The 23,889-nt window shown below is 55.4% G+C and carries 26 protein-coding genes and 3 pseudogenes; 14 read left to right on the top strand and 15 right to left on the bottom strand.

Annotated features, from left to right (window positions below):
* Window positions 1-343 precede the first annotated feature (343 nt).
* The 5 genes from J5276_RS24445 (at window position 344) to J5276_RS24425 (ending at window position 4,336) form a co-directional block, all read left to right on the top strand.
* Window positions 344-655: a hypothetical protein gene (locus J5276_RS24445; protein WP_174012494.1), complete on the top strand. Its 312-nt coding sequence runs from the start codon at window positions 344-346 to the stop codon at window positions 653-655.
* 19 nt (window positions 656-674) lie between these two features.
* Entirely contained in the window at window positions 675-1,403 is a 729-nt protein-coding gene (locus J5276_RS24440; protein ID WP_174012492.1) for a hypothetical protein, read from the top strand.
* A gap of 15 nt (window positions 1,404-1,418) precedes the next feature.
* Window positions 1,419-1,589, top strand: a complete 171-nt coding sequence (locus J5276_RS24435) for a hypothetical protein (RefSeq protein ID WP_174048405.1) — start codon at window positions 1,419-1,421, stop codon at window positions 1,587-1,589.
* Window positions 1,590-2,023: 434 nt separating this feature from the next.
* Complete coding sequence (locus J5276_RS24430; RefSeq protein ID WP_112651467.1) at window positions 2,024-3,013, top strand: hypothetical protein; 990 nt, start codon at window positions 2,024-2,026, stop codon at window positions 3,011-3,013.
* A gap of 87 nt (window positions 3,014-3,100) precedes the next feature.
* Window positions 3,101-4,336, top strand: a complete 1,236-nt coding sequence (locus J5276_RS24425; RefSeq protein WP_162647878.1) for an MFS transporter — start codon at window positions 3,101-3,103, stop codon at window positions 4,334-4,336.
* Window positions 4,337-4,536: 200 nt separating this feature from the next.
* Here J5276_RS24425 and J5276_RS30495 read toward each other — a convergent pair.
* The 5 genes and pseudogenes from J5276_RS30495 to J5276_RS24395 all read right to left on the bottom strand — a co-directional run.
* Window positions 4,537-5,189 (bottom strand): annotated as a pseudogene (locus J5276_RS30495) (transposase); the annotation flags it as partial.
* Between the two features lie 100 nt (window positions 5,190-5,289).
* Entirely contained in the window at window positions 5,290-5,595 is a 306-nt protein-coding gene (locus J5276_RS30830; protein ID WP_035209878.1) for a hypothetical protein, read from the bottom strand.
* A pseudogene (locus tag J5276_RS24405) lies at window positions 5,595-6,455 on the bottom strand (IS66 family transposase); the annotation flags it as partial. The pseudogene J5276_RS24405 and the gene J5276_RS30830, both read right to left, overlap by 1 nt.
* A gap of 187 nt (window positions 6,456-6,642) precedes the next feature.
* A pseudogene (locus tag J5276_RS30490) lies at window positions 6,643-6,921 on the bottom strand (HipA N-terminal domain-containing protein); the annotation flags it as partial.
* The gene (locus tag J5276_RS24395; protein WP_013762465.1) at window positions 6,918-7,190 is read right to left on the bottom strand and encodes a helix-turn-helix domain-containing protein; all 273 of its coding nucleotides are present in this window, start codon (window positions 7,188-7,190) and stop codon (window positions 6,918-6,920) included. The pseudogene J5276_RS30490 and the gene J5276_RS24395, both read right to left, overlap by 4 nt.
* Before the next feature lie 421 nt (window positions 7,191-7,611).
* Between J5276_RS24395 and J5276_RS24390 the strand changes: the two genes are divergently transcribed.
* The 6 genes from J5276_RS24390 to J5276_RS24370 all read left to right on the top strand — a co-directional run bounded on the left by J5276_RS24390 (window position 7,612) and on the right by J5276_RS24370 (window position 10,785).
* Window positions 7,612-7,932 carry a hypothetical protein gene (locus tag J5276_RS24390; protein WP_112154995.1) on the top strand — a complete coding sequence of 107 codons (321 nt, stop codon included), beginning with the start codon at window positions 7,612-7,614 and terminating at the stop codon, window positions 7,930-7,932.
* A gap of 123 nt (window positions 7,933-8,055) precedes the next feature.
* A complete protein-coding gene (locus tag J5276_RS30485) occupies window positions 8,056-8,184 on the top strand; it encodes a hypothetical protein (RefSeq protein WP_003518932.1) in 129 nt (42 codons plus the stop codon).
* Window positions 8,185-8,296: 112 nt separating this feature from the next.
* Window positions 8,297-8,866 (top strand): AAA family ATPase, encoded by a 570-nt coding sequence (locus J5276_RS24385; RefSeq protein ID WP_174012490.1) that lies wholly within the window; start codon window positions 8,297-8,299, stop codon window positions 8,864-8,866.
* Window positions 8,844-9,464, top strand: coding sequence for a histidine phosphatase family protein (locus J5276_RS24380; RefSeq protein WP_112401890.1), 621 nt, complete (start codon window positions 8,844-8,846; stop codon window positions 9,462-9,464). The genes J5276_RS24385 and J5276_RS24380 overlap by 23 nt, the downstream gene beginning before the upstream one ends.
* 70 nt (window positions 9,465-9,534) lie before the next feature.
* Window positions 9,535-9,918, top strand: coding sequence for an ester cyclase (locus J5276_RS24375; RefSeq protein ID WP_112401889.1), 384 nt, complete (start codon window positions 9,535-9,537; stop codon window positions 9,916-9,918).
* 207 nt (window positions 9,919-10,125) lie between these two features.
* Entirely contained in the window at window positions 10,126-10,785 is a 660-nt protein-coding gene (locus J5276_RS24370; protein WP_112154998.1) for an outer membrane protein, read from the top strand.
* 206 nt (window positions 10,786-10,991) lie between these two features.
* On the opposite strand, the gene J5276_RS30480 is transcribed toward J5276_RS24370, so the two are convergent.
* Window positions 10,992-11,114, bottom strand: coding sequence for a hypothetical protein (locus J5276_RS30480; RefSeq protein ID WP_255610344.1), 123 nt, complete (start codon window positions 11,112-11,114; stop codon window positions 10,992-10,994).
* A gap of 340 nt (window positions 11,115-11,454) precedes the next feature.
* On the opposite strand from J5276_RS30480, the gene J5276_RS24365 reads away from it, so the two are divergent.
* The 3 genes from J5276_RS24365 (at window position 11,455) to J5276_RS24355 (ending at window position 13,922) form a co-directional block, all read left to right on the top strand.
* Window positions 11,455-11,670, top strand: coding sequence for a hypothetical protein (locus J5276_RS24365; RefSeq protein WP_065659437.1), 216 nt, complete (start codon window positions 11,455-11,457; stop codon window positions 11,668-11,670).
* Between the two features lie 428 nt (window positions 11,671-12,098).
* The gene (locus J5276_RS24360; RefSeq protein ID WP_065659436.1) at window positions 12,099-13,037 is read left to right on the top strand and encodes a GntR family transcriptional regulator; all 939 of its coding nucleotides are present in this window, start codon (window positions 12,099-12,101) and stop codon (window positions 13,035-13,037) included.
* Window positions 13,038-13,043: 6 nt separating this feature from the next.
* Window positions 13,044-13,922: a sucrase ferredoxin gene (locus J5276_RS24355; protein ID WP_212509469.1), complete on the top strand. Its 879-nt coding sequence runs from the start codon at window positions 13,044-13,046 to the stop codon at window positions 13,920-13,922.
* Between the two features lie 35 nt (window positions 13,923-13,957).
* On the opposite strand, the gene J5276_RS24350 is transcribed toward J5276_RS24355, so the two are convergent.
* Genes J5276_RS24350 through J5276_RS24310 form a run of 9 tightly spaced genes read right to left on the bottom strand, consistent with a single transcriptional unit; the run spans window position 13,958 to window position 23,627 of the window.
* Window positions 13,958-14,791 carry a hydrolase gene (locus J5276_RS24350; RefSeq protein ID WP_003518948.1) on the bottom strand — a complete coding sequence of 278 codons (834 nt, stop codon included), beginning with the start codon at window positions 14,789-14,791 and terminating at the stop codon, window positions 13,958-13,960.
* 13 nt (window positions 14,792-14,804) lie between these two features.
* On the bottom strand, window positions 14,805-15,698 hold the full coding sequence (locus J5276_RS24345) for an N-formylglutamate amidohydrolase (protein WP_065659434.1): 894 nt from the start codon (window positions 15,696-15,698) through the stop codon (window positions 14,805-14,807).
* Window positions 15,695-16,393, bottom strand: coding sequence for an RraA family protein (locus J5276_RS24340; protein ID WP_065659433.1), 699 nt, complete (start codon window positions 16,391-16,393; stop codon window positions 15,695-15,697). The genes J5276_RS24345 and J5276_RS24340 overlap by 4 nt, the downstream gene beginning before the upstream one ends.
* On the bottom strand, window positions 16,386-17,243 hold the full coding sequence (locus J5276_RS24335; protein WP_065659432.1) for a creatininase family protein: 858 nt from the start codon (window positions 17,241-17,243) through the stop codon (window positions 16,386-16,388). The genes J5276_RS24340 and J5276_RS24335 overlap by 8 nt, the downstream gene beginning before the upstream one ends.
* Window positions 17,236-18,792: a serine hydrolase gene (locus J5276_RS24330; protein WP_065659431.1), complete on the bottom strand. Its 1,557-nt coding sequence runs from the start codon at window positions 18,790-18,792 to the stop codon at window positions 17,236-17,238. Before J5276_RS24330 ends, J5276_RS24335 begins: the two co-directional genes overlap by 8 nt.
* Window positions 18,789-20,453, bottom strand: coding sequence for an ABC transporter ATP-binding protein (locus tag J5276_RS24325; RefSeq protein ID WP_174012488.1), 1,665 nt, complete (start codon window positions 20,451-20,453; stop codon window positions 18,789-18,791). The genes J5276_RS24330 and J5276_RS24325 overlap by 4 nt, the downstream gene beginning before the upstream one ends.
* 3 nt (window positions 20,454-20,456) lie before the next feature.
* Window positions 20,457-21,272 (bottom strand): ABC transporter permease, encoded by an 816-nt coding sequence (locus tag J5276_RS24320; RefSeq protein ID WP_038495639.1) that lies wholly within the window; start codon window positions 21,270-21,272, stop codon window positions 20,457-20,459.
* Window positions 21,269-22,213, bottom strand: a complete 945-nt coding sequence (locus tag J5276_RS24315; RefSeq protein ID WP_038495636.1) for an ABC transporter permease — start codon at window positions 22,211-22,213, stop codon at window positions 21,269-21,271. Before J5276_RS24315 ends, J5276_RS24320 begins: the two co-directional genes overlap by 4 nt.
* A gap of 22 nt (window positions 22,214-22,235) precedes the next feature.
* Window positions 22,236-23,627 (bottom strand): ABC transporter substrate-binding protein, encoded by a 1,392-nt coding sequence (locus tag J5276_RS24310; RefSeq protein ID WP_233284977.1) that lies wholly within the window; start codon window positions 23,625-23,627, stop codon window positions 22,236-22,238.
* Window positions 23,628-23,889: the final 262 nt, after the last annotated feature.

Raw genomic sequence — 23,889 nt, 5'->3', positions numbered from 1 at the left:
AGCCTGTTGTCGAAACCGACGATATTTCACAGTGCATACTGTGGATCAGCAGGCAAACAGAAAATAACGCCGAATTTTCAGAGAACGACTATAACGTTATCGATCGGGATCTCGACGCGGACATTCCGCGCGCGACAAGTTTCCTGTAGCAAGAGTGCGCTACTTCAGCAGCGGCGAAAATGCCATAAGCCTCACAAAATACTTTTATAAACAATCTCAATTATCTGTATTTGAATAACAAAATACATATTTAAACAAAATTCGAGTTCACCCCCGGAACATGGCTAGGAAGAAGACTGCTCCTCTCCATGGTCCCGATGTGTTCGCAATATAGCGCTCGAGCATGATGATCCGCCTTCCGAGGGGTCAATATTCCACGCCGAAACACACGCTGATCGGCATCGACAAAATCGTCGCACGGCTGCGCCTCACCAAACAGAACTGGAACCTTCCGGCTGGCCAGACAACGAATGTCAGGATTGGCACCGAATGGGCAGGTAACATTCAGTTCATTTCGAAGGTGGTCAACGGCGATGAACTCTACCGGGAAATTCCTGAGGGCGTTGCGGAAGATGGAGGTGGTTTCAAGGTCACCACCATTCTGGGAACAGACAAACAAGCCAGCGCAATTGGTAATCACTTTCCAAGGAAATGAGCCACCATGGCGCGTGCCGGTGACGACCTATACGGAAGCGATAGCGCTCGGGACTGGCTTCGATACCTGCATATCCACCTTAACCGGGCTTGGCCAATCACTGTTCAAGGCCCCTCAGGCTTCGTCCACGTCGCCATTCGCGCAACCGTCAGGTGATGATGCCAGAACAGCCGCACAAATGCCTGCAAACCGCAGTGTGATGCTTCAAAACCCACCAGTGAAGTCAGTCGCTGCCACCGCCGCCTCAACATCACCTTGGACCTTTGAACAACGCGAGGAGGATTGGGGCGATACGTGTTTTGTGGAATCGAAACAGGTTGGCTTCATGGGTGCACCGGGCAAGGATTTCGTTGCGTTTGTTGAGAATGGAAACTTTGACGGCACTGTTCGCGCGTCTTGGCAGGTCGACGACAAGACGGCCCAAATGTCCAATGGCGATCTAGAAGACTATTTCGGCTGGCACGGCTTCTACGAAATCTCACCGCAAATCCTCGATGAAGGCAAGAAAGGCAAAAAACTAGAAATCGCCGACCTTGATGGCAAGACGGTTACCATTAGCCTTGCCAATGCCGTAGCGCCTTTCTCCCAGTTTCAGGCATGTTTCAACAAACCTGCTTCAAAGACGGAAAAGGCGAGCAACTATCCTGCGACGAAGCAAACGCCTCCAAATCGGAAGGGCTGCGTTCTAGAAGTCGACGGGACCAAAGCAATAGATGGTGCCTGCTACTGGGGGCCCTATAGCAACTAGTCTGGCAGCTTCGTGATGGAGGCAAACGGTTACTTTGCCATCATCGAGATTGACAGCGACGTCGCCGACGGCTGGTGGAATGAAACGCCGGGATCAACGCACGCCCACACGCGACTGGGCGAAATGAAGCGCGACGGGCAGTGCTGGAAAAGCGAAAGCGCTCGCGTTTGCGCCGGAGCAAAATAACCATTGGTTAGGCCGCACACGTGATTGATCACCTTGTATGCTCACGACGCAGAAGGCGCCCTTAACGCTATTTTCATGGCCACAAAATGGCCGCAAGAACTCGCGACACGGCGAAAAGGCACCCCCGACATCCTGCACTCGATTAAAAATTAAACTTCGGGTTGGATAAATCCGCAGCCAGTGGTTGGCTGTTTAGAAACCGAACCGAGCAAGAGATTTTGCTCACAAGGGAGTATACGATGCAAACCAACGATGATCGCAAGAACGACAAACCCGTTTTGACAGTCTCGATGAAGCGTTTGGCGAAGGATGTAAAGCCCAGCCTGACGCGCCCGGAATGCACCGATACCGTTTAATTGTGAGGAGAGGGGCCGTTTTCGGCCCCTCTCTGTCTTTCCTTTCAACATAGTTGCGTAGAATAAGGACAGCTCCTGATGTCACATAATTCCGCTTATGCTGAAGCACCTTCCTTTGTTCTGGACCGTGAGCAATTGCGGCATTTTTGCCGTGAAGTTCTAGAGATTGACGGCGAATTGAGATCTCTTGGCGACACAAAGGACACTCAGACCCTGCAGCATTTTTCCGATGAGTTTGCAGCTTCTTTTTCAGATCTAATTCCGGAAATTAACGCGCGTATCTCTGACAAGATGTGCGGAATTGCCGCTGTCGACGTTCCGCCAATTTATGACGATCTTACTGACGACGCGATAGCGGGCGCGTTGGTATCCGTCGCCCTTACAACGGTACTCATGGAGCCTTCTAAGGACGTCGAAAACCACACTCCCTTTACGATGTTCAGTGCATCCTATGAGAGCAACAAGGCCCTTAACGATGCAGGCCTCTTGCATATCTCTCCCACCGATATTCTCGACTTTCATTCAGATGGGCGCATCCACGGCAAAACGTTAGGTGTTCCACGATACATTTCGATATACAATACATTCATCAATTACCGGAACTGCGGGAATTTTTACTGGGTTCCGGCCTCATCTATAGACAACCTTCAAGAGCACGTTGAAGGAATTGGTTTCGATGATGATTTCACCTTCGATCTCACTCCTGCGATATACGGCGAAAGTGGCTCCAAAATTGGCTCTGTCGTCGAGCGCAAGGTGAAAACCGCCATATTCAGCGAGGATGAAGATGGAAGCATCATAACCTTCATGAATGGGAAGTTTGCAGGGAAAGAGAACGCCGATGACGATTACACCGCGCGCCTGAAGGCTTTCCAAGCTGCTATTGCTCGCAACCCCTTTAGATATGCGGCCGAACAAAAATCTCGACGGATGATCGTGTTGAACAATTCAAGTGGCTTTCATGCACGCGACATTTTTCAGGATCCTATTTTGGGGCATGAAGAAACTCGAAACTACCTTCGTAGTGTATCGACGGACGCGGCGAAAACCGGTTATGTGATACAGTAAAATGGCGATTTTTTCGCTATCGTTGTTTGCCGATACCAGTGGGTCGGCAAACAATATCAATTGTTGAATTCTAAAACAGGCGCGACTTTGGCTAAGCAAACGCGTTCCACCCGACTTGTTCAGCATCTGCGTTATTTTGCGAAAATCGAAGCCGCAATTATGGCTTTCTCATTCGCGTCTTTCGCGACCATCGGACTCAGCCTTGTCGTAACCTCGTGGGTCGCGGCGGTAGAAGGGTCGATATCACTGGTCGGACAGTTGTTCTTCGTTAGCAGCGCGACTTCTTTCATTTTCTCCATCTACGCAGGGGTGATCGTTGACAGCAAAAACCGCCTGTCCGTCATTCGCCGAGGACAAGCTTTAAGGTTTTTGGGCGTGGCCGCTTTGACGGTTGGGGTGCTGGTAAGTACCCCTGCCCCGTGGCTCTTTGCTTACGCCACCCTATTTTCACTGGGGACGGTTCTTAACGCAGGTGCTTTGGACGGCATCACGCAATTGGCTGTAGACGCGTCGCGGCGTATGAAACTCTCGATCCGAGTTTCAATCTGCCGTCAGTTAGGTATTTTAAGTGGCACAGGACTCGGCGGAGTTTTGCTCCATTATTTTCCAACCATATGGTCGGTCCTAATAATGGTCATCCTGATGGCGATTCAATTCATCATCATCAACCGCTTCTTCCCCGATTATCAAAATGAACCCTCACGTAACCCACATGATGTTATCGCAGGGTGGAAAAGAGGACTTCGGGCGATGCGGAGTCAACGGGCTCTAACATTCACCATCTTGAACGTTGGCCTGTTTTTCTCCGCATCTCAGATGGCAAATGTGCTCGTACCGGGGTTCGTCAAAGACACTCTCGGGCGAGGCAGCGACATATATGGGCTTCTCGAGGCAGCGTGGGCAATCGGAGGCGGAGCCATTCTTGTGACTGCGGCTGCTCAAACAAAGCTTTTCACTGCTCACCGTTGGGAGCTTGTCATTCTGGCTTTGGTTGGGATCGTAATGGTCGCATTTGCAACTTCCAGAAGCGTCCCGCTTCTTGTGACTCTGTATGCGCTTCTCGGCGGCATGTTCGCACTGGGCAGAGCGATTTGCGATGGTCGCATATTGATTTTGGCGAAAAATGAAGAAATAGGTCGGGTCCGTGCTGCCACATCGATGATAATCAGCCTGCTGGGTATGGCGATTTATATATCGCCGACCTTGATAGGTATTGAAGACGCTATTTACTACTATATCGCTTGGGGAATATTCATATCAGTGATCGCCATCGCCCTATTGTGTCTCGGCGCTTACTTGGACTCTCGTGAACGCACAGACTAAAAAGAGGTCCCGCCCCAAACGAAACGCTCGTCTTGGTATGAAATGTCAATCCCGTAAGCGTTAGTGGTCAAATGATAGCCGCTCCTTCGCCCGCAGTCGCCATGGCGCGTTACGACCAACATACCGAATTGAGCCGCCTCGCGAGTTCGCTGGTCAAGGATGACGCGCAATCCCGGGTCAGCTCTCAGTGCAAATCAACAGGCCAGTTGGTCATGAACGAAATCCATTGCCCAAACATGGTTGGAATGGGTCGGCTCCGTGCGGTCAGCCCGCAGCTTCGCCTTGACCCGGCGCTTGGGAACCTTGTTGCGGAGCTGGAGGTCCATCTCCTTGTAAAGACGATAGATTCGCTTCGGGTTCACGGGCCAGCCTTCGCGCTTGATAAGGATATGCACACGCCTGTAGCCGTAGCGTAGCCGCGTCTGGCAGATGTCCTTGATCTTCAGCTTCAACTCGGCCTGCTCGCTACGCGTGGACTTGTAGACATAGAGCGACCGTTCGACTTTCAACACCGAGCATGCACGCCGGATCGAAACCTTCCAGTCCGCCTTGATCGTGTCGACAAGCTTGCGGTTGCGGGCAGGCCTTAAAGCTTTTTTGAAAACACATCCTGCAGCATGGCCTTGTCCAGCGGCAGGTCGGCAACAATCCGCTTCAGCTTGGCATTCTCTTCCTCAAGCTGTCGCAGCCGCTTCATCTCCGAGGGCATCAAACCCGCGTATTTTTTGCGCCAATTGTAAAAAGTCGCGTCCGAAATTCCTGCCTTGCGGCAGACCTCGCCGATCGGCATGCCATCCTCTGCCTGCTTCCACACGAATGCGATCTGCGCTTCCGAAAACTTCGAGGCCTTCATCGAATTCTCCTCTTCTTCCCACCAGGGATCATAAGTGATCTGACCCCTTCAAACTGTGAGCGTCCGGCGAAAGCATTTTTCGGGTTTCGAGAGATGGAATCTAAAGGCCGCGCTTCATCTCATCGGCCATGATGCGGTCGATTATTTCAGGATCGCACTGTGTGTCGATGAGGAACTCGCGGATACCGCCGTCCCACGTCCTGATGTCGGCAAGTAGGCTTTGAAGTTCTTTGATGCCGTTTTCGGTCAGACCCTTCGTGCCATCTTCAGTGCCATCGCTGACGTAAACCAGTTCGCCTTCGGAGATGTTGTCCGAGTTGGCCGTCACTTCTTCGATCAGTTCGAGGTTCTCGCCGATCATGCCGGCGACTTGGTTGAGTGTGTAAATGAACCTCGAGCGTGCTATCAGGCAGCCTCGCACCGAGCGTTTGCCGGCGTCCAGTTCCAAGGCAGCGGATTTTCAAGTCGCTCTTTGGGATGATCCTGGATCCGGGCCAGGACATCGGTCAGATAGGCTTCCGGATTGTGGCCATGAAGCTTTGCGGTTTCGATGATGCTCAGGATATTTGCGATGCGCTCACCACCCTTGTCGGAGCCCGCAAATAACCAGTTCTTTCGGCCAATTCCCAGTGGTCGCATGGCACGCTCAGCTATGTTGTTGTCGATTTCAACCCGGCCGTCATCAAGATAGACGCTCAATGCTGCCCATCGTGACAGCGCATACCGCATCGCTTCCGCCAGCTTCTGTTTCTGTGGCAGTGTTGTCTGGACATCCTCGATCCACTCTTTCAGCTCGTCCAGGATGGGTTTGGCATGCTGCTGGCGCAAATCCCGCCTCTCGTCAGGCAACATACCACAGATACGATCCTCGATATCGTAGAGAGCACCAATGCGCGACAGCGCTTCCTGCGCGATCGGTGATGGCTTGAGTTTGATCACGTCATGGAATTTGCGGCGTACATGCGCCATGCAGGCAGCCTCTATGATCTGATTGCCGTAGAGCTTGTTGTAACCAGCATACCCGTCCGCGTGCATCACGCCACTGAAGTTGGAAAGATGTTCAGCCGGGTGCACCCCCTTGCGGTCAGGGCTGTAATAATAAGCGATCGCTCCGGGCCGGGGATCTTGATAGCCACTCCCATCGAAGACGTAGGCCCAGACCCTCCCGGTCTTGGTCTTTCCTCGTCCAGGGTCGAGAACATCGACCGGAGTGTCGTCGGTATGGATCCGATCGACGGCCGCGATATGCGCTCTGATCAGCAAAATCAGCCCGTCGACCGGAACTGAAATCCGGCAGCTTCTCTTGAACGCCCGCCAGGGACATAGAAACACCGCGCTCTCCGACCAGAAAGGGTTTGGCAGGAAGTTCATTGAGAATACGCTCCGGCGCCTGCTCGTCCGGCACCGGCAGGAGGTTGACGCCAGCTTTCCGCGGCTCCCCGATCGACAGTGCCCCCGCCGTGTCACGTCCTATATGAGCAAGTAGACCGACAATATCTTGCGGGGAAACCTTGAGGCGCTGACCGATCTCGGCAAGATGGGTTTCCGGAAGCAGATTGGCAAGCCAGGGAAGCAGCTTCGCTGCACCTACGGATCCGGAACGCAGCGGCATGGTAAGCGACACCGGAAAGGCCGGGCGGCGTGCTTCCCAGCCCGGATCATAGTCCAACCGCCATTCGCCTTCAAAAGTCAGATGGGCGACAGGCAAGGTCTCGTAGTAGATGTTTGTCATTGATCAGCACCAAACATCGGCAAAAAGCCGAGGTCATCGTCCGATGCGACTTGCACAGTCTGGACCGTCTTGAGATCGCCAAGATCGATTCCAACTGCGCGTGCGACGATCAGGGCTTTTTCGAGCTGGCAACTCGGCTTGCCCGATTCAAGCTCGACGATGAAGCGTTCCCCCGTTCCGGAACGGGCAGCAAGACCGGTTTGCGTCCAGCCAAGTGCTTTGCGTCTCTCCTTGATAGCAGCGCCGAAATCACGCGCGGACCTGAACATCGTCAACCTCCATAGCTTGACTTACCGTACAGGAAGTTTTCCGAAGAATCATGGAAACGCTTCCCGATCGGTAAGTCTTACACTTGATCGCGCCAGATCATCCTGATCGGGAATCTCTGTGGGATCGCACCTGGCAGGAGCCAGGGTATTTGCCTCGTCTCACGGGCCTATTGTTTAATCATCATTGCCCGATAAATTGATACACCGGCCATTACCATCGTATTAATGTTTTACATCCGAAAAACAACTTAATTATATGATATATAATCATAAGCATCACAATGATAAACGGTATAATCCATTTCGCCGCGCGTTGGGCCCTGATGCACTGGCATCACGCCAACACCTTAAAACCGCAGCCCGAAGCCCACGCTGCCGGTTCTCAGTTGACGCCGCCTGGTCGACCCGGCAACCTTATACCATGACCCTGACCAACAGTTTCATTGCCGAACTCGTCCGCGACGCCAACAGGCTCGAGAACCTCGACGACTATCAGAAGCGCCGCATGCTTGAACGGGCGGTAACGACAATCCGCGACATGCGCGAAACGATCGGAATCCCCTCCGGTCCCGGTCGCGACAGTGTCGTCGACATCCACACCGTCGCCCTGTCCATCGAACACGGATGGCGCAGCGACGACGACGTGCGAAACGCCCTGCTGCAGGCAGCCGGCATGATCCGGGACCTGCATATCGTCCTCGACAGCAACACCGGAGTCAGCTTTTCCGAACCCGCCGGTTGACGCCATGTGCCATCTTCCCGCCGTCAATGGCACTTCGTACCGGCGAAATTCAGCTTAATGATTTTAGGTTTTCGTTAACCATACGCGACCACCCTCCTCTCACAACAACGATGGAGGTTGGCTTTGGCTTACGACTGGAATCGCAATGAACGCGAAGGCATGTTTGATGAACTGGCGGCGGCCCTGATATTCTTCACAATCGTCAGCCTGCTTCTGGCGTCCGCATACCTGGTGACAACCTTTGCCAGATAGGGCGGGTTCTTTCACCCGTCTACCGGCGAGGACAAGAAACGCCAGCCTGGCAACTTTGGCCGGTGACCGTACTATCAGCCGCCGAATGCCTGCCCCGGGTGAGTGAACGACCATGACAGACGATCTTCGCGGCCATATCCTGCTTCTCTCCGGCCACCCAGGCTCCGGCAAGTCCACAATCGCCGAAGCCCTTGCGCACTTGTGCGGCGTGCCAAAGGTTCATTTTCATAGCGATGATCTGTGGGGATACATCAAGCATGGCCGCATCGATCCCTGGCTTCCCGAATCCGTTCAACAAAACCGCATGATCATGCAGATCGCCGCCGATGTCGCAGGTCGCTATGCCGAGGCGGGTTATTTCGTCATTCTCGATGGCGTCGTGCGACCGGACTGGCTCCCGGCCTTCCTGGCGCTTGCATGCCCGCTGCACTACATCGTGCTGCGCACGACAGTAACAGAAGCAATCGAACGCTGTCAGGCTCGCGGCGGCGACAGCCTCCGCGATCCGCTGGTCGTGGCCGATCTTCATGCCCAGTTCGCCAATCTCGGGGCTTTCGAGCACAATGTACTATCGTTGTCGGGCAAGGACAGGGAGCAGGCCTTGCAGGCGGTCATCAATGGGCTGCAATCGGCACGTTTCCGTATTGATGCCACGAGCGATGGCAATCGATTACGAACATAAAGGTGAAGCAAGCGTGGCTGTCCCGACAATCTATCTCCTGCGCCACGGCGAAACAGTCTGGAACTGTCTTGGCCGGTTTCAGGGGCAACAGGATTCGCCGCTGACCGCGCGCGGTATCGAACAGGCAGATCAAGTCGCACGCCTGCTCCGTGACGCTCTCTGCGACGATGAGCAGTCTTTCCGGATGCAAATCAGTCCGCTAGGGCGCGTGCGACAGACAGCAGAACGGGTCCTGGCCGAGGTTACGCTCCAGTATTTCGAAGATGACAGGCTCGTTGAGGTCACCACCGGATCCTGGGACGGGATGACGCGATTTGAGATTGATGCCGAATTTCCTGGGCGCCTTGAAGGATCCAACGCATTCGACTGGTATTTCAGGGCACCGGATGGCGAAAGTTTTGATGACGCCTGCAAGCGCGCGACGTCATGGATCTCGGATCTCCGGCATCCGACGATCGCCATTTCCCATGGCCTGTTCGGGCGGATTCTTCGGGGTGTTTTTCTCGGACTTTCGAAGCTGGAGATGCTCGAACTGCCCGTTCCGCAGGATGTGTTGTACCGACTGGATGATGGCAGGTGCGATCTCATCACAGCTTGACCCGCACCGTCATGATCCAGAAAGCCAAGGGCCAAGGACGTCATTCGCCACGTCGACAGGGGACAAACACATGCATACACTTAACGTCATTTACCTAGCTTATCTCGACTGCCTCAACCGTCAGGCCTTCGATGAGCTCGGCACTTTCGTCGACGATACTGTTGAACACAACGGCCGGGCGTTAGGCCTGTCGGGCTATCGCGACATGCTGGTCAGGGACTTTGCTGATATTCCAGACCTTCGGTTTCAGGCAGAGATCCTTGTCAGCGACGTGACCCGGATCGGCGCCCGGCTTTCATTCGATTGCACTCCCAAATCCACCTTCATGGGTCTTCCAGTCAATGGCCGGCGCGTTCAGTTCTGCGAGCATGTTTTCTACGACTTCGAACAGACAAGAATCCGCAGGGTCTGGTCGGTCATCGACAAGGCCGCAATTGAGCGCCAGCTCGGCTGACGGCCGTCACCGGGCGAAGGTATCTGTGGCCCGCCAGCCCCAGAAAAATCACCCGAAAGAGTGTGATTGCACGAGACGCTCGCTGAAGCCGGGCAGCCTCAAATTTATGGAGACAGCTGCTGAGGTCGCGGGCGTTGCACAAAGGTTACATCATATTTCAGGAAAAAAGCATATGAATGATCTCTCATGTAAGGGAGTTCAGAGCCTATGAAGAAAATCGTATCGACTATCGCATTCGTGCTTGCGGCATCGACTGCAATGGCGGCCGATGCCGTATCAGAAGTTCCTGCAGCCCCGGCAGCAGACGTTGCGCCGCTGTTCAGCTGGACCGGATTTACCGCCGGTGTACAGGCCGGCTACGGCTGGAACAACAATGACGCTTCGATCGTCGGCCTTCCCGGCGAAACGTCCGCAGACTTCGACGGCGCTCTTGCCGGTGGTTTCGTCGGCTTCAACTACGACCTTGGCAACAGCTGGGTCGTTGGCCTCGAAGCAGACTTCGAAAAGAACTGGGGCGATGATTCCGCCACTATCCTTGGCACCGGCTTTGACTACGGGTTTGACTGGCAGGGTTCGGTTCGTGGCCGCGTCGGCTACGCATTTGACCGTGCCCTGGTCTATGGTACCGCAGGCTGGGCCTATGCTCGCGGCTACGCGGAAGTTCCGGGCATTGCCGACGTGAAGGAAACGTTCAACGGCTACACCGTCGGCGTTGGTCTCGACTACGCGTTTACCGACATGGTGTTCGGACGAGTTGAGTATCGTTACACCGATTTCGGCGACAAGGATTTCGATTTCGGCGGCGCTGCAATCAATGCAGATGTCGACCAGCATGCAATACGCGTCGGCCTCGGCGTAAAATTCTGATTCACCCGGACAGCAACAGCAAAAGCCCGGCCATTGTGCCGGGCTTTTTTCTTGTCCCTTTTCCGAAGGCGGGAAGCGACAAACAGGGGTGGGCAAGTACGGGCCACCTGTTGGCCAGTTGCAATGCCACCACAATGACTGAACATGCCGACCAGGACCAGGACCCGGACGCGACCGGACACGCTCCTTCTCCCTCCAGCTAAAGATCAGCCAGCCTCACCCACGATTTCCCCTTTGAGCAAATCCCCAAGCAGTGCACGATCGGCATCACGCAGCGCCATCTGCGTCAGCTTACACCGCAGTAAGTGGAGCAGCATCTGCACATCCATTCCATCCGCCGGCTTTTTACAGTTGGTTGAGAATCCATGTGCCAAGCAGCACTTTCAGCCGCACCTCGAGCTCCCGTTGCCGCGCGGCAAGGTTTCGCGGATGATGCGGGTGTTCGCTGGAGGCATTGGATCGGCACAAGCCTGTTCCATGTGTTCGACGACGACACTATTCGCGACCAAGCGCGGTGGCTAGCTGACGGATCCCCTGGATTTGCTTAAGCACGCCAACCGCAGCTCGGAGCAACTTACAATTTAGATAAAATTTACGCTAAATCTTATCGGTTTGAACCGATCCGGCCATGCTACGTTTCACGCAAGTCAAATCGGGAGGCCGGCTGCGATGATCTGGAATTTGGAGAAACTTGAACAAGAACGTCTCGACCTCATTGAGGTCATCGACAATCTCAAGAGGTGGGAACGTTTCTCTATAGACGACCGGCACATCATCTCATTACAGATCACCGCACATATGATGCGACTTAGCCAACTGGATGAAGACCTGGCGCACTTGCGCAGTCAAGAATTTCGCTCGGTTGAATATCTGGCTGCTGACTGAGGCCCGTCGTTGTGGCGAATTAAGGACCCGTTTGTGTGAGCATTGTGCTCATGCCCATACCGCGAAACCTTCGCGGCTGATGCCAGGGGTTTTTGGAATATTGGTTGCGGGGGCTCGCAACACACGATTCCTGCGGCTACCGTTCATCGTTGACGCCATACTTCGAGTTGGGTGTAGTTGACGGCTAACGAGAGTGATAAAACCTCCCCATAACCGCGCTCATTTCATTCAGTTGCCTGATCTATGTATAAGTCGATATGGCGTCCAGTCCGGCATTAGAATTAACCCTCCAAGCGACTATCTGCTTTCGCGAAATGTAAAGGCGACGAAAAGTGGCTTACAACCGATTATTCGCTTCAGATTGACAGTCGATTTGTATTATGATGACGCATAAATCATTCTATAGATTGGGCGTGTAATAAGTGGCTATGAGAAGTGGCATCCTAGGCTCAAAGAGTGTTGCGAACGGCGCTCTTAGTCCTTTACAGATTGAAGTTGTTCGAAAACTGATACCGATTGTCCGTGCGGGTAAGTGGCCAATCGGTGGGAAGATCTCGGATGCGGCTCTCGCCCGCGAATTCGGCATCTCGCGTACGCCAGTTCGACAGGTACTGCAATTCCTTTCTGAAAAGGGTCTTCTAGCGCAAACCGATAATCGTGGTTTTGTGTTGGTGCGAGTGCCAACCGGCGATGATCGCTTTGAAGAAGTTGTGCCCCCATCTGGGATGGATGTGCTGTACCGGCAGATTATGCATGCGAGAGCAAACGGTCTGATCGGCAGCGAAGCGTCCGAAACAGAATTGCTGGAGCACTTCGGCACGTCACGCGGCGTCGTGCGCCGCACGCTCATGCGCCTGTCTGCTGAAGGACTTGCAGAAAGGCGTGACGGGCACGGCTGGCGTTTTGCCGAATGCCTAGACAACCGTCAGGCGGTCAATGAAAGTTACGCCTTCCGCGCCATCATCGAATGCGGCGCCGTAATGGAAGATACATTCCGGGCGGACATGGAGATGCTGCTGGCGCTGGAAAGTGAACAGACGGCTTTGCTTAACGCCCCATTGGCATCGATTGAAGGATCGGCCTGGTTTGAGGCAAATGCCCGCTTCCACGAAACCGTGGTTTCCTGGGCAAACAACCGCTTTCTCGAACAGGCGATCCACCGCCAAAACAGCCTGCGGCGCATGACGGAATATGCGGAATTTGCTGAACTGAGTGAAGCGGGCGTACGCAAGGCGGCGCGAGACCACCTGGCAATCCTCGAAGCCATCAAAAGCGATGACCGAAAGCTGGCTTCGGCCATCCTCTTCCGCCATCTCAGCCGTTCTTCCGTCAGTGGCGAGGCGCGCCCTGCCCGCCTCGGGGATTGATCGCAGATGGCTGCACGTATCTTTTGTCGTGACCTGTGTACTGAGCGCGGCGAACCGGCGTCGGGACTTGGCCCATCGTCAAAAAGCTATGTGCTGCTGCACTGGCCGCGCGGTGAATGGCGTGTGCCACGCATCAAATCGCACAATATGCCAGAAGGGCTCGGGCAGGCAATTTTGGCTGCCAATGCGGCGGGCATTCACGTTGCGTTGGTGGATGGCGACGACGTTGGGTTCACGCATCAGGGTATTGTCAGAGACCATGTGACACCTGAGGAAGCCGAACGGCTGCTGCTGCATATTGCCGGTGGAGGCGTGCTTGACGGTACACATGACCCACGCATGACCATCGTGTGCTGCACCGATGGCAAGCAGGACCCTTGCTGCGCCCGTTACGGCTTTGCGACATGGAAGGCCCTGCGACAGGCAGCAAATCCAAGTCGCTTCCGTATCCTGCAATCCACCCATCTCGGCGGATGCCGTTTTGCCGCCTCACTTGTCGTTTTGCCGCACAGAGCCCGCTATAGCCGACTAGAGCCATCGCAGGTTGGCGATTTTCTCACCTGCCTTGAACAGGGCACTCCCTACCTGCCCGCCTATCGCGGCAACCCCTCCTACGACGCGCCTGCACAGACGGCGGAAATCGCGCTGCTGGAATGGGCAGGACAGCGCGGCACAACAGGGGCGGTGACACTTCATAAGACGGAGAGCGGCATTTCCAACGCGGACCAAGTTCATTTCTGCGCAACGATCGGCACGCAACACGCTACTGTAACCGTTGACAGACCCGAGTTTGCGGTCAACACACGCTGCGTCACGATTGGTCAACCCGAGGGCATAAAAAATGTGGCGCGATGGGTCGCCACATCTGTTCGGCCCGAAGACTGATCGACGTCGTAGTCTCCGGCCAAGCCGATAGTTCCTCAGCCTTCGAGAACTGCCGAGAAGAATGCCTTGACGGGCGGCTGAATACCGGTGCCATTATGACTGATGCCGGCAACCCTATCGAAACGCGGTTCGACACCAACCGCCTTCAGGCCCTTTTCCAAGGCGCGCAAACGCTCAACGCGGGTTTCACCGCTATCATTTATGCCCTCCATCCAGAAGGGTGATTTTGGCCCGACGGTGACATCCCAGGTTTCGACATCCGCGTCACCGATCACCAGCTGCACGGCCACCTGACGCATCGCGTCGATATCAATGGGCTGGCCGAATATCTCTTCCATGCCGTTCAAACCGACCCACCAATTGGCGCGATCATCGGGAAGCGTGACGGTACCGGGTGCACCCACCGAAACGGCACGAAGTCGGCGCGGGTGAAGATAGAAAAAACGATGGGCAAATTGCGCACCACCGGAAAAGCCGTGCATCAACACCTTTTCCTTCTCGACACGGTAACGCGTCGCCAGCTCATCAATCATGTCCAGCAGAACAAGATCGTAACGAATACCGTGATAGATCATGTGTTTGTAATTGTGCAGATCATCAGCATCATCAATACCCGCCGGGAAAAGCGGTGCCAGCAGGACGCATTGATGCTGTTCGGCAAAGTCGATGAATTCGTCGCGCAGGATATCAGCGTCGCGCAGGCTGCCATGAACAAGGACGGCAAGCGGATGCACGGTTTCACCGGCCGGATCATATCCTTCGGGAATATAGCAGCACCACGAAAAGCGCTGATCCATGCGCGAAGCAAAGATCGGTGTGCGGCCACGGCGATAAAAATTGAGTGGCACGGCCTTTTGCTGGACGAACATGAGACAATTCCCTTTAAAGTTTTTTCGGTGGTTGCTGGCTGGCGTAATCAGCCAGCACGCGGTTCATACGGGCAAGCACGCCCTTTAATGCCTCGTAACCATCGTTACGCTCGCGAGTTGCCTCGTCCATGTAGAGCTTGCGGTTAATTTCAAACTGCACACTGTGGCGTTGAAGGGCCGGATTCGAATAGGCTGCAACCAGTTCCGCCCCACGAAAAGGCTTGTTGAGCGCAACGACCAGCCCCTGCGCTTCAAGAGTTTCGGTGATCAGCGCTATAAATTCGCTGGAGGCTGACCCGCCGTGCAAATCGCCAAGGCAAATATCTGCCCGCACCGTTCCCGCCGGATCAGACGAAATCGCATGGCCAACGGCGGTCATCGAATGGCAGTTGATGTGATAAACACGGCCAAACCGGCTGTAGACGGCATTCAGCAGGCCAGCCAAATGTTCATGGTAGGGCTGCCAGTAGGTGACGATCCGCGTCTCAGCTTCCGCCACACTCATGGGTGCCGCATACATTGGCTCATCGCCCCAGGCGTAACGCCACATCAACCCCATGCCGCGTTTCGCCGTTGCGCTTTCACGCACTGGATGAGGCCAATCACCGTCCACAAGCTGGGTGTCCATATCGAGCAAGGACCGGTTCACATCGAGAAAACTGCGGGGAAAACGCGCGCTCAATAACGGCGCACCGACATCACATGCCGACGAAAACAGATCATCGATATGGGTGTCTGCGGCTATTCTCACTCGCTCTGCGGAAACAGCAGGGTGGAATCCCCTAGGCATGTCCAGACCGCTATGGGGGCTGTCAAACACCATCGGAGCCAGAGGCGTGCGGGGTGCAATCACCGAAAGTACGCCCTCCAGCGTTATATCTTGCAACTGGCCATAGAGCGGGGTCACTTTTGTGTTCCTTCCGTTGCGCCTGGCTTGAGGCGCGCGTTCAACTTGTCCACCGCGCGGGTGATGTCACCGAGCTTTTCGCCATCGAGCAGCCGCTGCATGGTGCGGGCAACACGTGTCTCACGGGCTATGCAGATATCAGCTATGTCTGCCGCCTCATCTGCGGGCAGCACCACCACGCCGGAAGCATCCGCCAATACGATATCGCCCGGCAAAACCGGCACACCACCACAGGCGATCGGTCGATTGAATGTGCCACCAAGATCAAGCTGGCGGGTGGTGACAGACGAAACACCGCGGCACCAGACGGGCAGCCCTTCGGCGATGATTTCCGCGACATCGGTACACGGCCCGTCAATGATGACACCGGCAACACCTGCCATGCGCGCAGCCCGTGCAACCGCACCGCCAAGGCAGGCATGGCGGCTGTCACCCAACCGATCAATTACCAGCATGTCGCCGGGGCGCACCTGGCTTAGCGCGTAATGCAACAGCGTCGAGCACATGGCGGGAATGGCGAGCGTTACGGCAACACCGGCACGGGCCTGTTGCTGCGGCAAGACCGCTTGAATAGAACCGGTCATGAAACCGGTATGACGCAGATGCCCGACACTGGCCGTTTCAATCTGCTGCAACGCCTCGATAACCACCTGGGGAGGCGTAACCGGCATTGCACCGATACGTAATTCAGTCATGGCTTTCTCCTTGCGACGGCACTGCGACAGATGCCTCAAAAGGCTGTACGGCATTTCGTGGATCGAAACCGGCGAGATGGCGCATCAACCGCGCAGTATGGCGAACTATATGGCCACAAATCACCTGACCATATTCAGCACTTGCCAATGAGGCCCGACCACCGAGCATACCGGCCGGATCGACCTCGGTGCAGTCAAGCGGTATCTGGACCGGTATTCCCTCAAAACGAGTGGCAGAGACACCACCAACGGGCAGACCGAACACGCTGCCACGCGGCGCGGGATCGCGCATCGCCTCTGTTCGAACCAGTTCGGGAAAAAGATGCATATAGACCGAAGTCATCGGTTCACCGCCGTGACCGCGCGCGCGCGCGGCGTCATCACCGTAAAGTGTCTTCCACAGGCCATCCGGCAAGCTCTGCCAAATGTTCAGTGCCGGTATCAGCACCCCTTTTTCACGGCGCAACTTGCGGCAAACCTGATCGATCAGCGGTGCATTCGTTGTGTGACCATTGAAAATCAGCAGCTGTTCATAACCGTGATCAAGGAAGGAGGTCAGGATATCCTCAAGCACAGCGGTGAACGTCGCAGCACGCAATTGAATTCCACCGGCTATCGCCCGGAAAAATTCAGCATGGCCAAACGGCAGCACAGGCGCTGTCAGCCCGTCCCCCGCCCGGGCGCTCATTTCCGCTAGCCGTTCGGTCAGCATGAAATCACCCATCGGCGCGTGCGGCCCCTGCTCTTCCTGCGAAGCAAGCGGAATGAGAATGACTGCGGGGCGTTTCATACGCTGCGCAAATGTCTCATGCGTCATGTGAGAAATCGCAACCGGTTCATTGTCAACCATGCTGTTTCTCCCTTGCATGCTGCTCCAGCAGTTGCCCCTTGATGTCAGGAAATTCAAGCTCGGATGAATTGACATTTACCCGCCTCGAAAGGATCATCGAGCCGTCTGTAAAGCGTAAGCGAACAGTATCGCGAAACGCCGTTTCAACGAATATCCAATCCATTTCCAGAACCGTGTCGGCACCGTCATTTTCAAGAAGCCGGGCCGAGGCCAAGACCCTCAATCCGCCGACTGGCTGGTAGGAATGGTGCAGCCTTGCGCCGGGTATTGTGGTAACAGTTTCAATGTAAAAACCGCATCCTGCCCGTACTTGATGTTCACCATCCGCATCGCGAAGAGTGACACTCAGTTCGTTATTGTTGGCGGCAAGAGCGATGCTTTCGATAGCTTGATCGTTGGGTTCGACCATCCATGTGCCGCACGGCACTTTTTCCGCCGAAAACGCCATGTCTGCAAAATTTTTTAGCCGCAATCCAGCCAGACGTGCGTCCAGTTTCTCGGCGCTCTCAGGGGTGCCACCGCCTTTGCCGAGTGCTGGACGCAGCACGTCATAAATAAGCTGATGGACACGGCGATCACTGTCTTCCAACCCGCCGGTAAATGCTAAGACGGCATTTTCTTCCGGCAGGACGATACAATATTGGCCAAACAGGCCATTGGCGGAAAAACTGTTATGGGGGCCACGCCACCATTGATATCCGTAGCCTTCACGCCGGCTAACCTTTTGACCATCTCCGACTTCGTCCGGGCCGAGATAGTGGTCTCCTGTGAAAACACCGAGTACCACGTCCCGGATCTGCATGCCGGTTGCGGCCTGCACCCATTGCCGGGGCAGAAGCTGTCGGCCCTGCCATTCACCGCCCTGCAAGTGCAGTATGCCTAGCTTCAGCATGTCCTCACTGGTGCAACTGAGGCCATTGCCGCCGGTGTTGACGCCGTCAGTGCCTGTGTCCCATGTCATATTCGTAGACATGCCCATCGGCTGGAATATCCGCTCAGAGAGATATTCCGCGATCATCCGTCCCGTGACCTGCTGCACGATGGCTGACAGCATGTAGCTTGCAGCACTGTCGTAGACAAAAACTTCTCCAGGATTGTGGGGTGTGGGCTGGCGCAGGAAATCATCCACCCAGCTTGAAAGCACCCGCCGCCAGGAGCCTCCAGAAATGCCGCGCCCATGACCGCTGGTCATGGTCAGCAGATGCCGTACCTTCATGGCCCGCAGGTTATCGTCGACCGGTCCTGCATAGTCAGGGAAAAATTGCAGCACCGCATCATCGACCGACAGCAGACCATCCGACACGGCCAAACCAGCAGCCATGGAGGTAAAACTTTTGGTCACGGAATGCATCATATGCGGGCGGGCAAGTGAATAAGGTGCCCAGTAAGCGCTGGTGATCAGTGCACCATCCTGCCAGACGAGAAGGCTATGCAGTTCGAGATCGTGACGTTCGATCTCGTCTAGCATGGCGAGGATTATCGCTGGGTCTGTGCCCCGCGAGGCGGGTGTTGCCCTTGGCAGATCCGTAGTTACTGCTGTCAATTTCATTGCAATGCGTCCGCCTGCTGTTTTCCCGTTTCTGCGAAACGCCAGTTCAGCGAAACGCCGGTTTCGGTGCGGGTTAGTGTTGGAATGGCCGACAGCAAGGCCCGCGTATATTCCGACTGCGGAGCATCAAAAATGTCGTCACGATTGCCTTGCTCAACGATAGCGCCATCACGCATCACCACTACCCGGTCGGCGAGCTGTTCGACCACACCGAGGTCATGGCTGATAAACAGGCACGAAAAACCATATCGTTTTTGAAGATCAGCCAGCAGTTCCAGCACTCTGGCACGCACAGTAACGTCGAGCGCCGACACCGCCTCATCAGCGATCACGAACTGCGGCCGTCCGACAATGGCACGCGCAATTGCCACGCGCTGACGCTGGCCGCCGGAAAGCTCGTGCGGGAACCGGTCAGAATAACGCCCGTCGAGCCCCACTTCTTCCAGAATGGTGCGGGTGCGGTACAGCTTTTCTTCCCGCGTCGATGTGGTGTCGTGACGCAAGGCTTCCGCCACGATATCGCGTGTTTTCATGCGCGGATCGAGCGAGCCGAACGGGTCCTGGAAGATCATCTGGCAATTGAGACGGTAGTTGCGCCACACGGGCGAATCCGGCTTCACCTCTTCGTCGGCAAAGAAAATGCGGCCGGCAGAGGCAGGCACCAGCCCGGCAATACAACGGCCAAGCGTTGTCTTGCCGGAACCGGAGGCACCGACCAGCGCCACGATTTCACCCGGCCGCACGACAAGGTCGACACCATGCAAAGCCTTTTTGGTCTTTCGCGGCGCCATAAAACCTGCGCGGGCACTGTATGTGACCTCAATGCCGCGCACTTCCATGACGGGCTTTGATTGCGGATCAATGTCTCTCAACGGCCCACGCATCGGCATGGATTGCAGCAATTCGCGTGTGTAGTAATGGCGTGGATTGGAAATGATGTCCGCAACCGGACCCTGCTCGACAATTTCCCCCTGCCGCATGACGATGACGCGGTCGCAGTAGCGCGCCACCATGGGCAGGTCGTGGCTGATCATCAACAGTGCCGTGTTTTCACTCCGCACCATCTCGAGCATCAGTTCCAGCACCTCGCGCTGTACCAGCGCGTCAAGCGCTGTCGTCGGCTCGTCCGCAATCAGCAGGGATGGTCGCAGCAGCATGGCAGATGCCAGCATCATGCGTTGGCGCATGCCGCCTGAAAAATGATGCGGGAATGCCAGCAACGCACCTTCGGGATCGTGAATGCCGACCCGCCGCAAAATCTCAAGAATTTTGGCGCGCCGTGCAGCGGCGTCCAGCCGTGTGTGAAGTTTCAGTGGCTCTTCAAGCTGCTTGCCAATGGTCATCGACGGATTGAGCGAGGTCATTGGTTCCTGAAACACCATGCCCAGCCGGGAGCCACGCAATGCGCGGATTTCCTTACCTTTCATTGATGGTACAGAGCGGCCTTCAAAACGGATATCGCCGCCCGAGATGGCGATAGCGGGTGGCTGGAGACCCATGAGACTACGTGCCACCATGGTTTTTCCCGAACCGCTTTCGCCGACAATACCGACGATTTCACCCGCACCAACGCTGAACGAAACATCGCTTACGATACGGTGGTCATCAATACCGTTTACGGAAAGGCTAAGATTTTCGACCTGAATAAGAGGCTGTTTCATTGCTTACAATCCTCGCATGCGGGGGTCGAAACGATCGCGGATCGCATCTCCGAACAGATTTATGCCAAGTAGTGACAGGGAGATGCAGAGACCCGGGAAGATGCCGAGCCAGACAGCTTCGGCGATGTGGGGACGGCCACTGGCCAGCATGTTGCCCCAAGTCGGCGCTGGCGGAGGCACACCAAGACCAAGGAAGCTGAGTGCACTCTCAGTCAGCAGGACCGATCCGAACATGGAGGTTGCCAGCACGATTACCGGACCAAGGCAGTTCGGCACTATGTGGCGGAACATGGTATAGACAGCCGAATTGCCCATGATGCGGGACGCTTCTATAAACTCCCGTTCACGCAGTGACAGCACCGAACCGCGCACCACCCGCACCATGGAGGGCGTATAGGCAATGCCGAGCGCCAGAATGATGCCGTACATATTGGCACCGGTAATCGACAGCAATGCCAGAGCCAGCAACATGCTGGGAAAAGCCAGTAGCGCATCGTTCAATGCCATGATGACGCGGTCCGTCCAGCCACGGGCGTAACCCGCCAGAACACCAAACGACACGCCGGCGAGAACTGCAATGCACACCGTCACGAGGCTAATAGAGACACTGGTTCCTGCTGCTGTCATTAGCCGAGACAACACGTCGCGACCGAATTCATCGGTGCCAAGCCAATGAGTAGCGTTTGGTGCCTGCAGCTTGGAGCGCAGATCGATGCGCATCGGATCGAAAGGTGTCCAGATGCGTCCGGCAAGCGCCGCCCCGAGAAAACAGGCGAGAAGGGCGCCGCCGAGGATACGGTTTCGTTGATGGCGTTTCATTCTGCAGTCACTCTCGGATCGAACAGGGGATAGAGCAGGTCAACCAGCAGATTGACGAGCAGGTAAGTGACGGCCACAAACAGCAAGCAACCCTGCACGACAGCGTAATCACGAGCGTAAATGGAATCGACTATCAGTCTACCGAGGCCTGGAATGGTGAACACGGTTTCCACCACGGCAACACCGCCAAGAAGGTTGCCAAGAACCAAGCCAATAAGCGTCCAGGTTGGGCCAAAAGCATTACGTGCCGCATGGCGCAGAAGCACCGCCGCCTCATCCAACCCTTTGGCGCGGGCATGGGTAATGTAATCCAGCCGCAGCACATCAAGCGTCGAGGCACGGGCCATACGAACGATAATGCCTACTTCATGTAGCACCAGAGTTGCCACTGGCATGATCAGGTAGATCAATCCGGCAATCGGGTCGTCAGTGACCGAAACATAACCCAGTACCGGTAACCAGCCGAGTTTGAGCCCGAAGCCGAGCAGGATCATCAATCCCAACCAGAAGGTCGGGATTGAAAGCAGCAACGTGGACATAGCAACAATAGCAAGATCAAGTCCCCCATTCTGTTTCCATGCCGCCGCCATGCCGAGTGGCACGGCAATAAGAACGGAAAGACCAACTGCAATCAGCACCATCCACGCACTGGTCGAAAAACGCTGCAACACAAGATCAAGCACCGGCTGGCCATTCAGCACAGAGTGGCCGAGGTCACCTTGCACGGCATTGCCAAGCCAGATGACAAATTGCAGTGGCACGGGTTTATCCAGTCCCATCGACCTGCGGGCGGCGGCCAGCGCATCCGCATCGGCGAGATCGCCGAGCATCAGACTGGCCGGGTCGCCGGGTATCAGGCGGATGAGGCCAAACACCGCCACCGAGACGATGAACAGGGTGGGGACTGCCGACAATAATCGGCTCAGGGCAAATTTCAGCATGGTCAGTATCCGCCAGTCATTCTCACTGGGTTTTCTCAACACCCCAGAAGCGGGCGAAGCCCTGCCAGGTGCGATATCCCTTTACCTTCGGGCCGGACACGCCGACATCGAGACCGTTGGCGAGCATGACCAAAGGTGCCTGCTCCAGAAAACGGGTATGCAGGTCATCAAAGATCGCCTGACGTTTTGCCTGATCGGTTTCCTGCAGCACCTGATTGACGAGTTTGCTAACATCAGCATCATCCCAGACAGCATTGGCCTTCTTGGCTTTCGAACCGACAACCGTCTGATAGGCGAGCGCCGGCTCGGTACGGTTGGAATAATTGAATGCCATGATCTGGTATTTACCGCTATTGAAGCGGTCGAGTTGGCTTGCCCATTCAAGTACTTCGATTTCCGCATTGATACCGGCAGACTGCAACATGGCCTGCGCGATGATTGCGGTATCATAGTTGATGGCCGAGCGACGGTTGGTGAGAATGTTGATCTTCTCGCCTTTGTAACCGGCCTTGGCCAGCAGTGCCTTCACGGCATCAGGGTCATAACTGTAACCCTTGTCATGTGCCGCCGTATGATAAAGCGAGCCGGACGCAACGAGCGAATTGTTGGGAACACCCAGCCCGTAGGTTACGGAATCAACGATCTGCGGTGTATCCAGCGCGGCAATGACAGCCTGACGCATTGCAACCTTCGACATCAACGGATCGGCGGTCTGGAACAGCATGGTCACGAGGCCACCGTGAGGAGCCGCAACAATGTTGAAGTCCTTTTCGTCCTTCAACTTTGCGGCCTCACCCGGCGGCAGGTAGGGCAGCACATCAAGAGCGCCACTTTTGAGACCGGCCACCGCCGTTGCGGTGTCCGGCACAACAACATATTTCACCTCATCAACAAGAACTTCCTTGCGTCCGCCGTAACCATCGGGCTGCTCTCCTGAGATAGAATAGTCAGCGAATTTCTTCAGTGTCAGTCCTTGCCCGCGTTTCCATTCGCCGAACTCAAACGGACCGGTGGCGACTGGCGCCTTCCACTTGCCGTCATCTCCGAACGAGGCACGGTGCACGATACCGGTGGATCCACACTGCGCCTGCGCCATGTAGTTCAGGAACATCGCATCTGGACGATCAAGCGTAACAATAACCGTGTTTTCCTTCGCCACGATTGTCTGGACCCGTGCGTCGCGACTCCCATCAAAAAATGTCTTGCAGCTGAATTCCGGGTCACGAATTAGCTTCTCGAGGCTCCACTGCACATCGTAAGCGGTCATCGTCTCGCCATTGTGGAATTTCACGCCGTCACGCAGCGTAAATGTATAGGTTTTTCCATCGTCGGATACCGTCCATTCCTTAGCCAGCATCGGGCGAACTTCACCCTTTTCACCTGCAGCAACCAGCCCTTCAACCACGTTGAGCATGACGGAATCCGTGCCAGCATCGCGGTTTATGCCCGGTTGGGAGCTTCTGATATCAGCGGTAATTTGCACGTTCAGCGTATTGGCTACAGCCAATCCGGGAAGAGTCAGGGCCACAGATGCAAATAATGCACGCAAGGCCGGTTTCGACAGTGACATAAGTTCGCCCTCTTGTTTTATGTTGATGCAAAAAACATTTCATATGTAAAAATCATAGTCAAGCATGTTTCGATATGCATCATGGAAACATGTTCGAGCCACCCCA

This window comes from Agrobacterium sp. S7/73 (genome assembly GCF_019355535.1).
GTDB classification, from domain to species: Bacteria; Pseudomonadota; Alphaproteobacteria; order Rhizobiales; family Rhizobiaceae; genus Agrobacterium; species Agrobacterium tumefaciens.
Note: the sequence above shows the minus strand (reverse complement) of the source record. Positions and strands in the feature narration are given on the sequence as shown.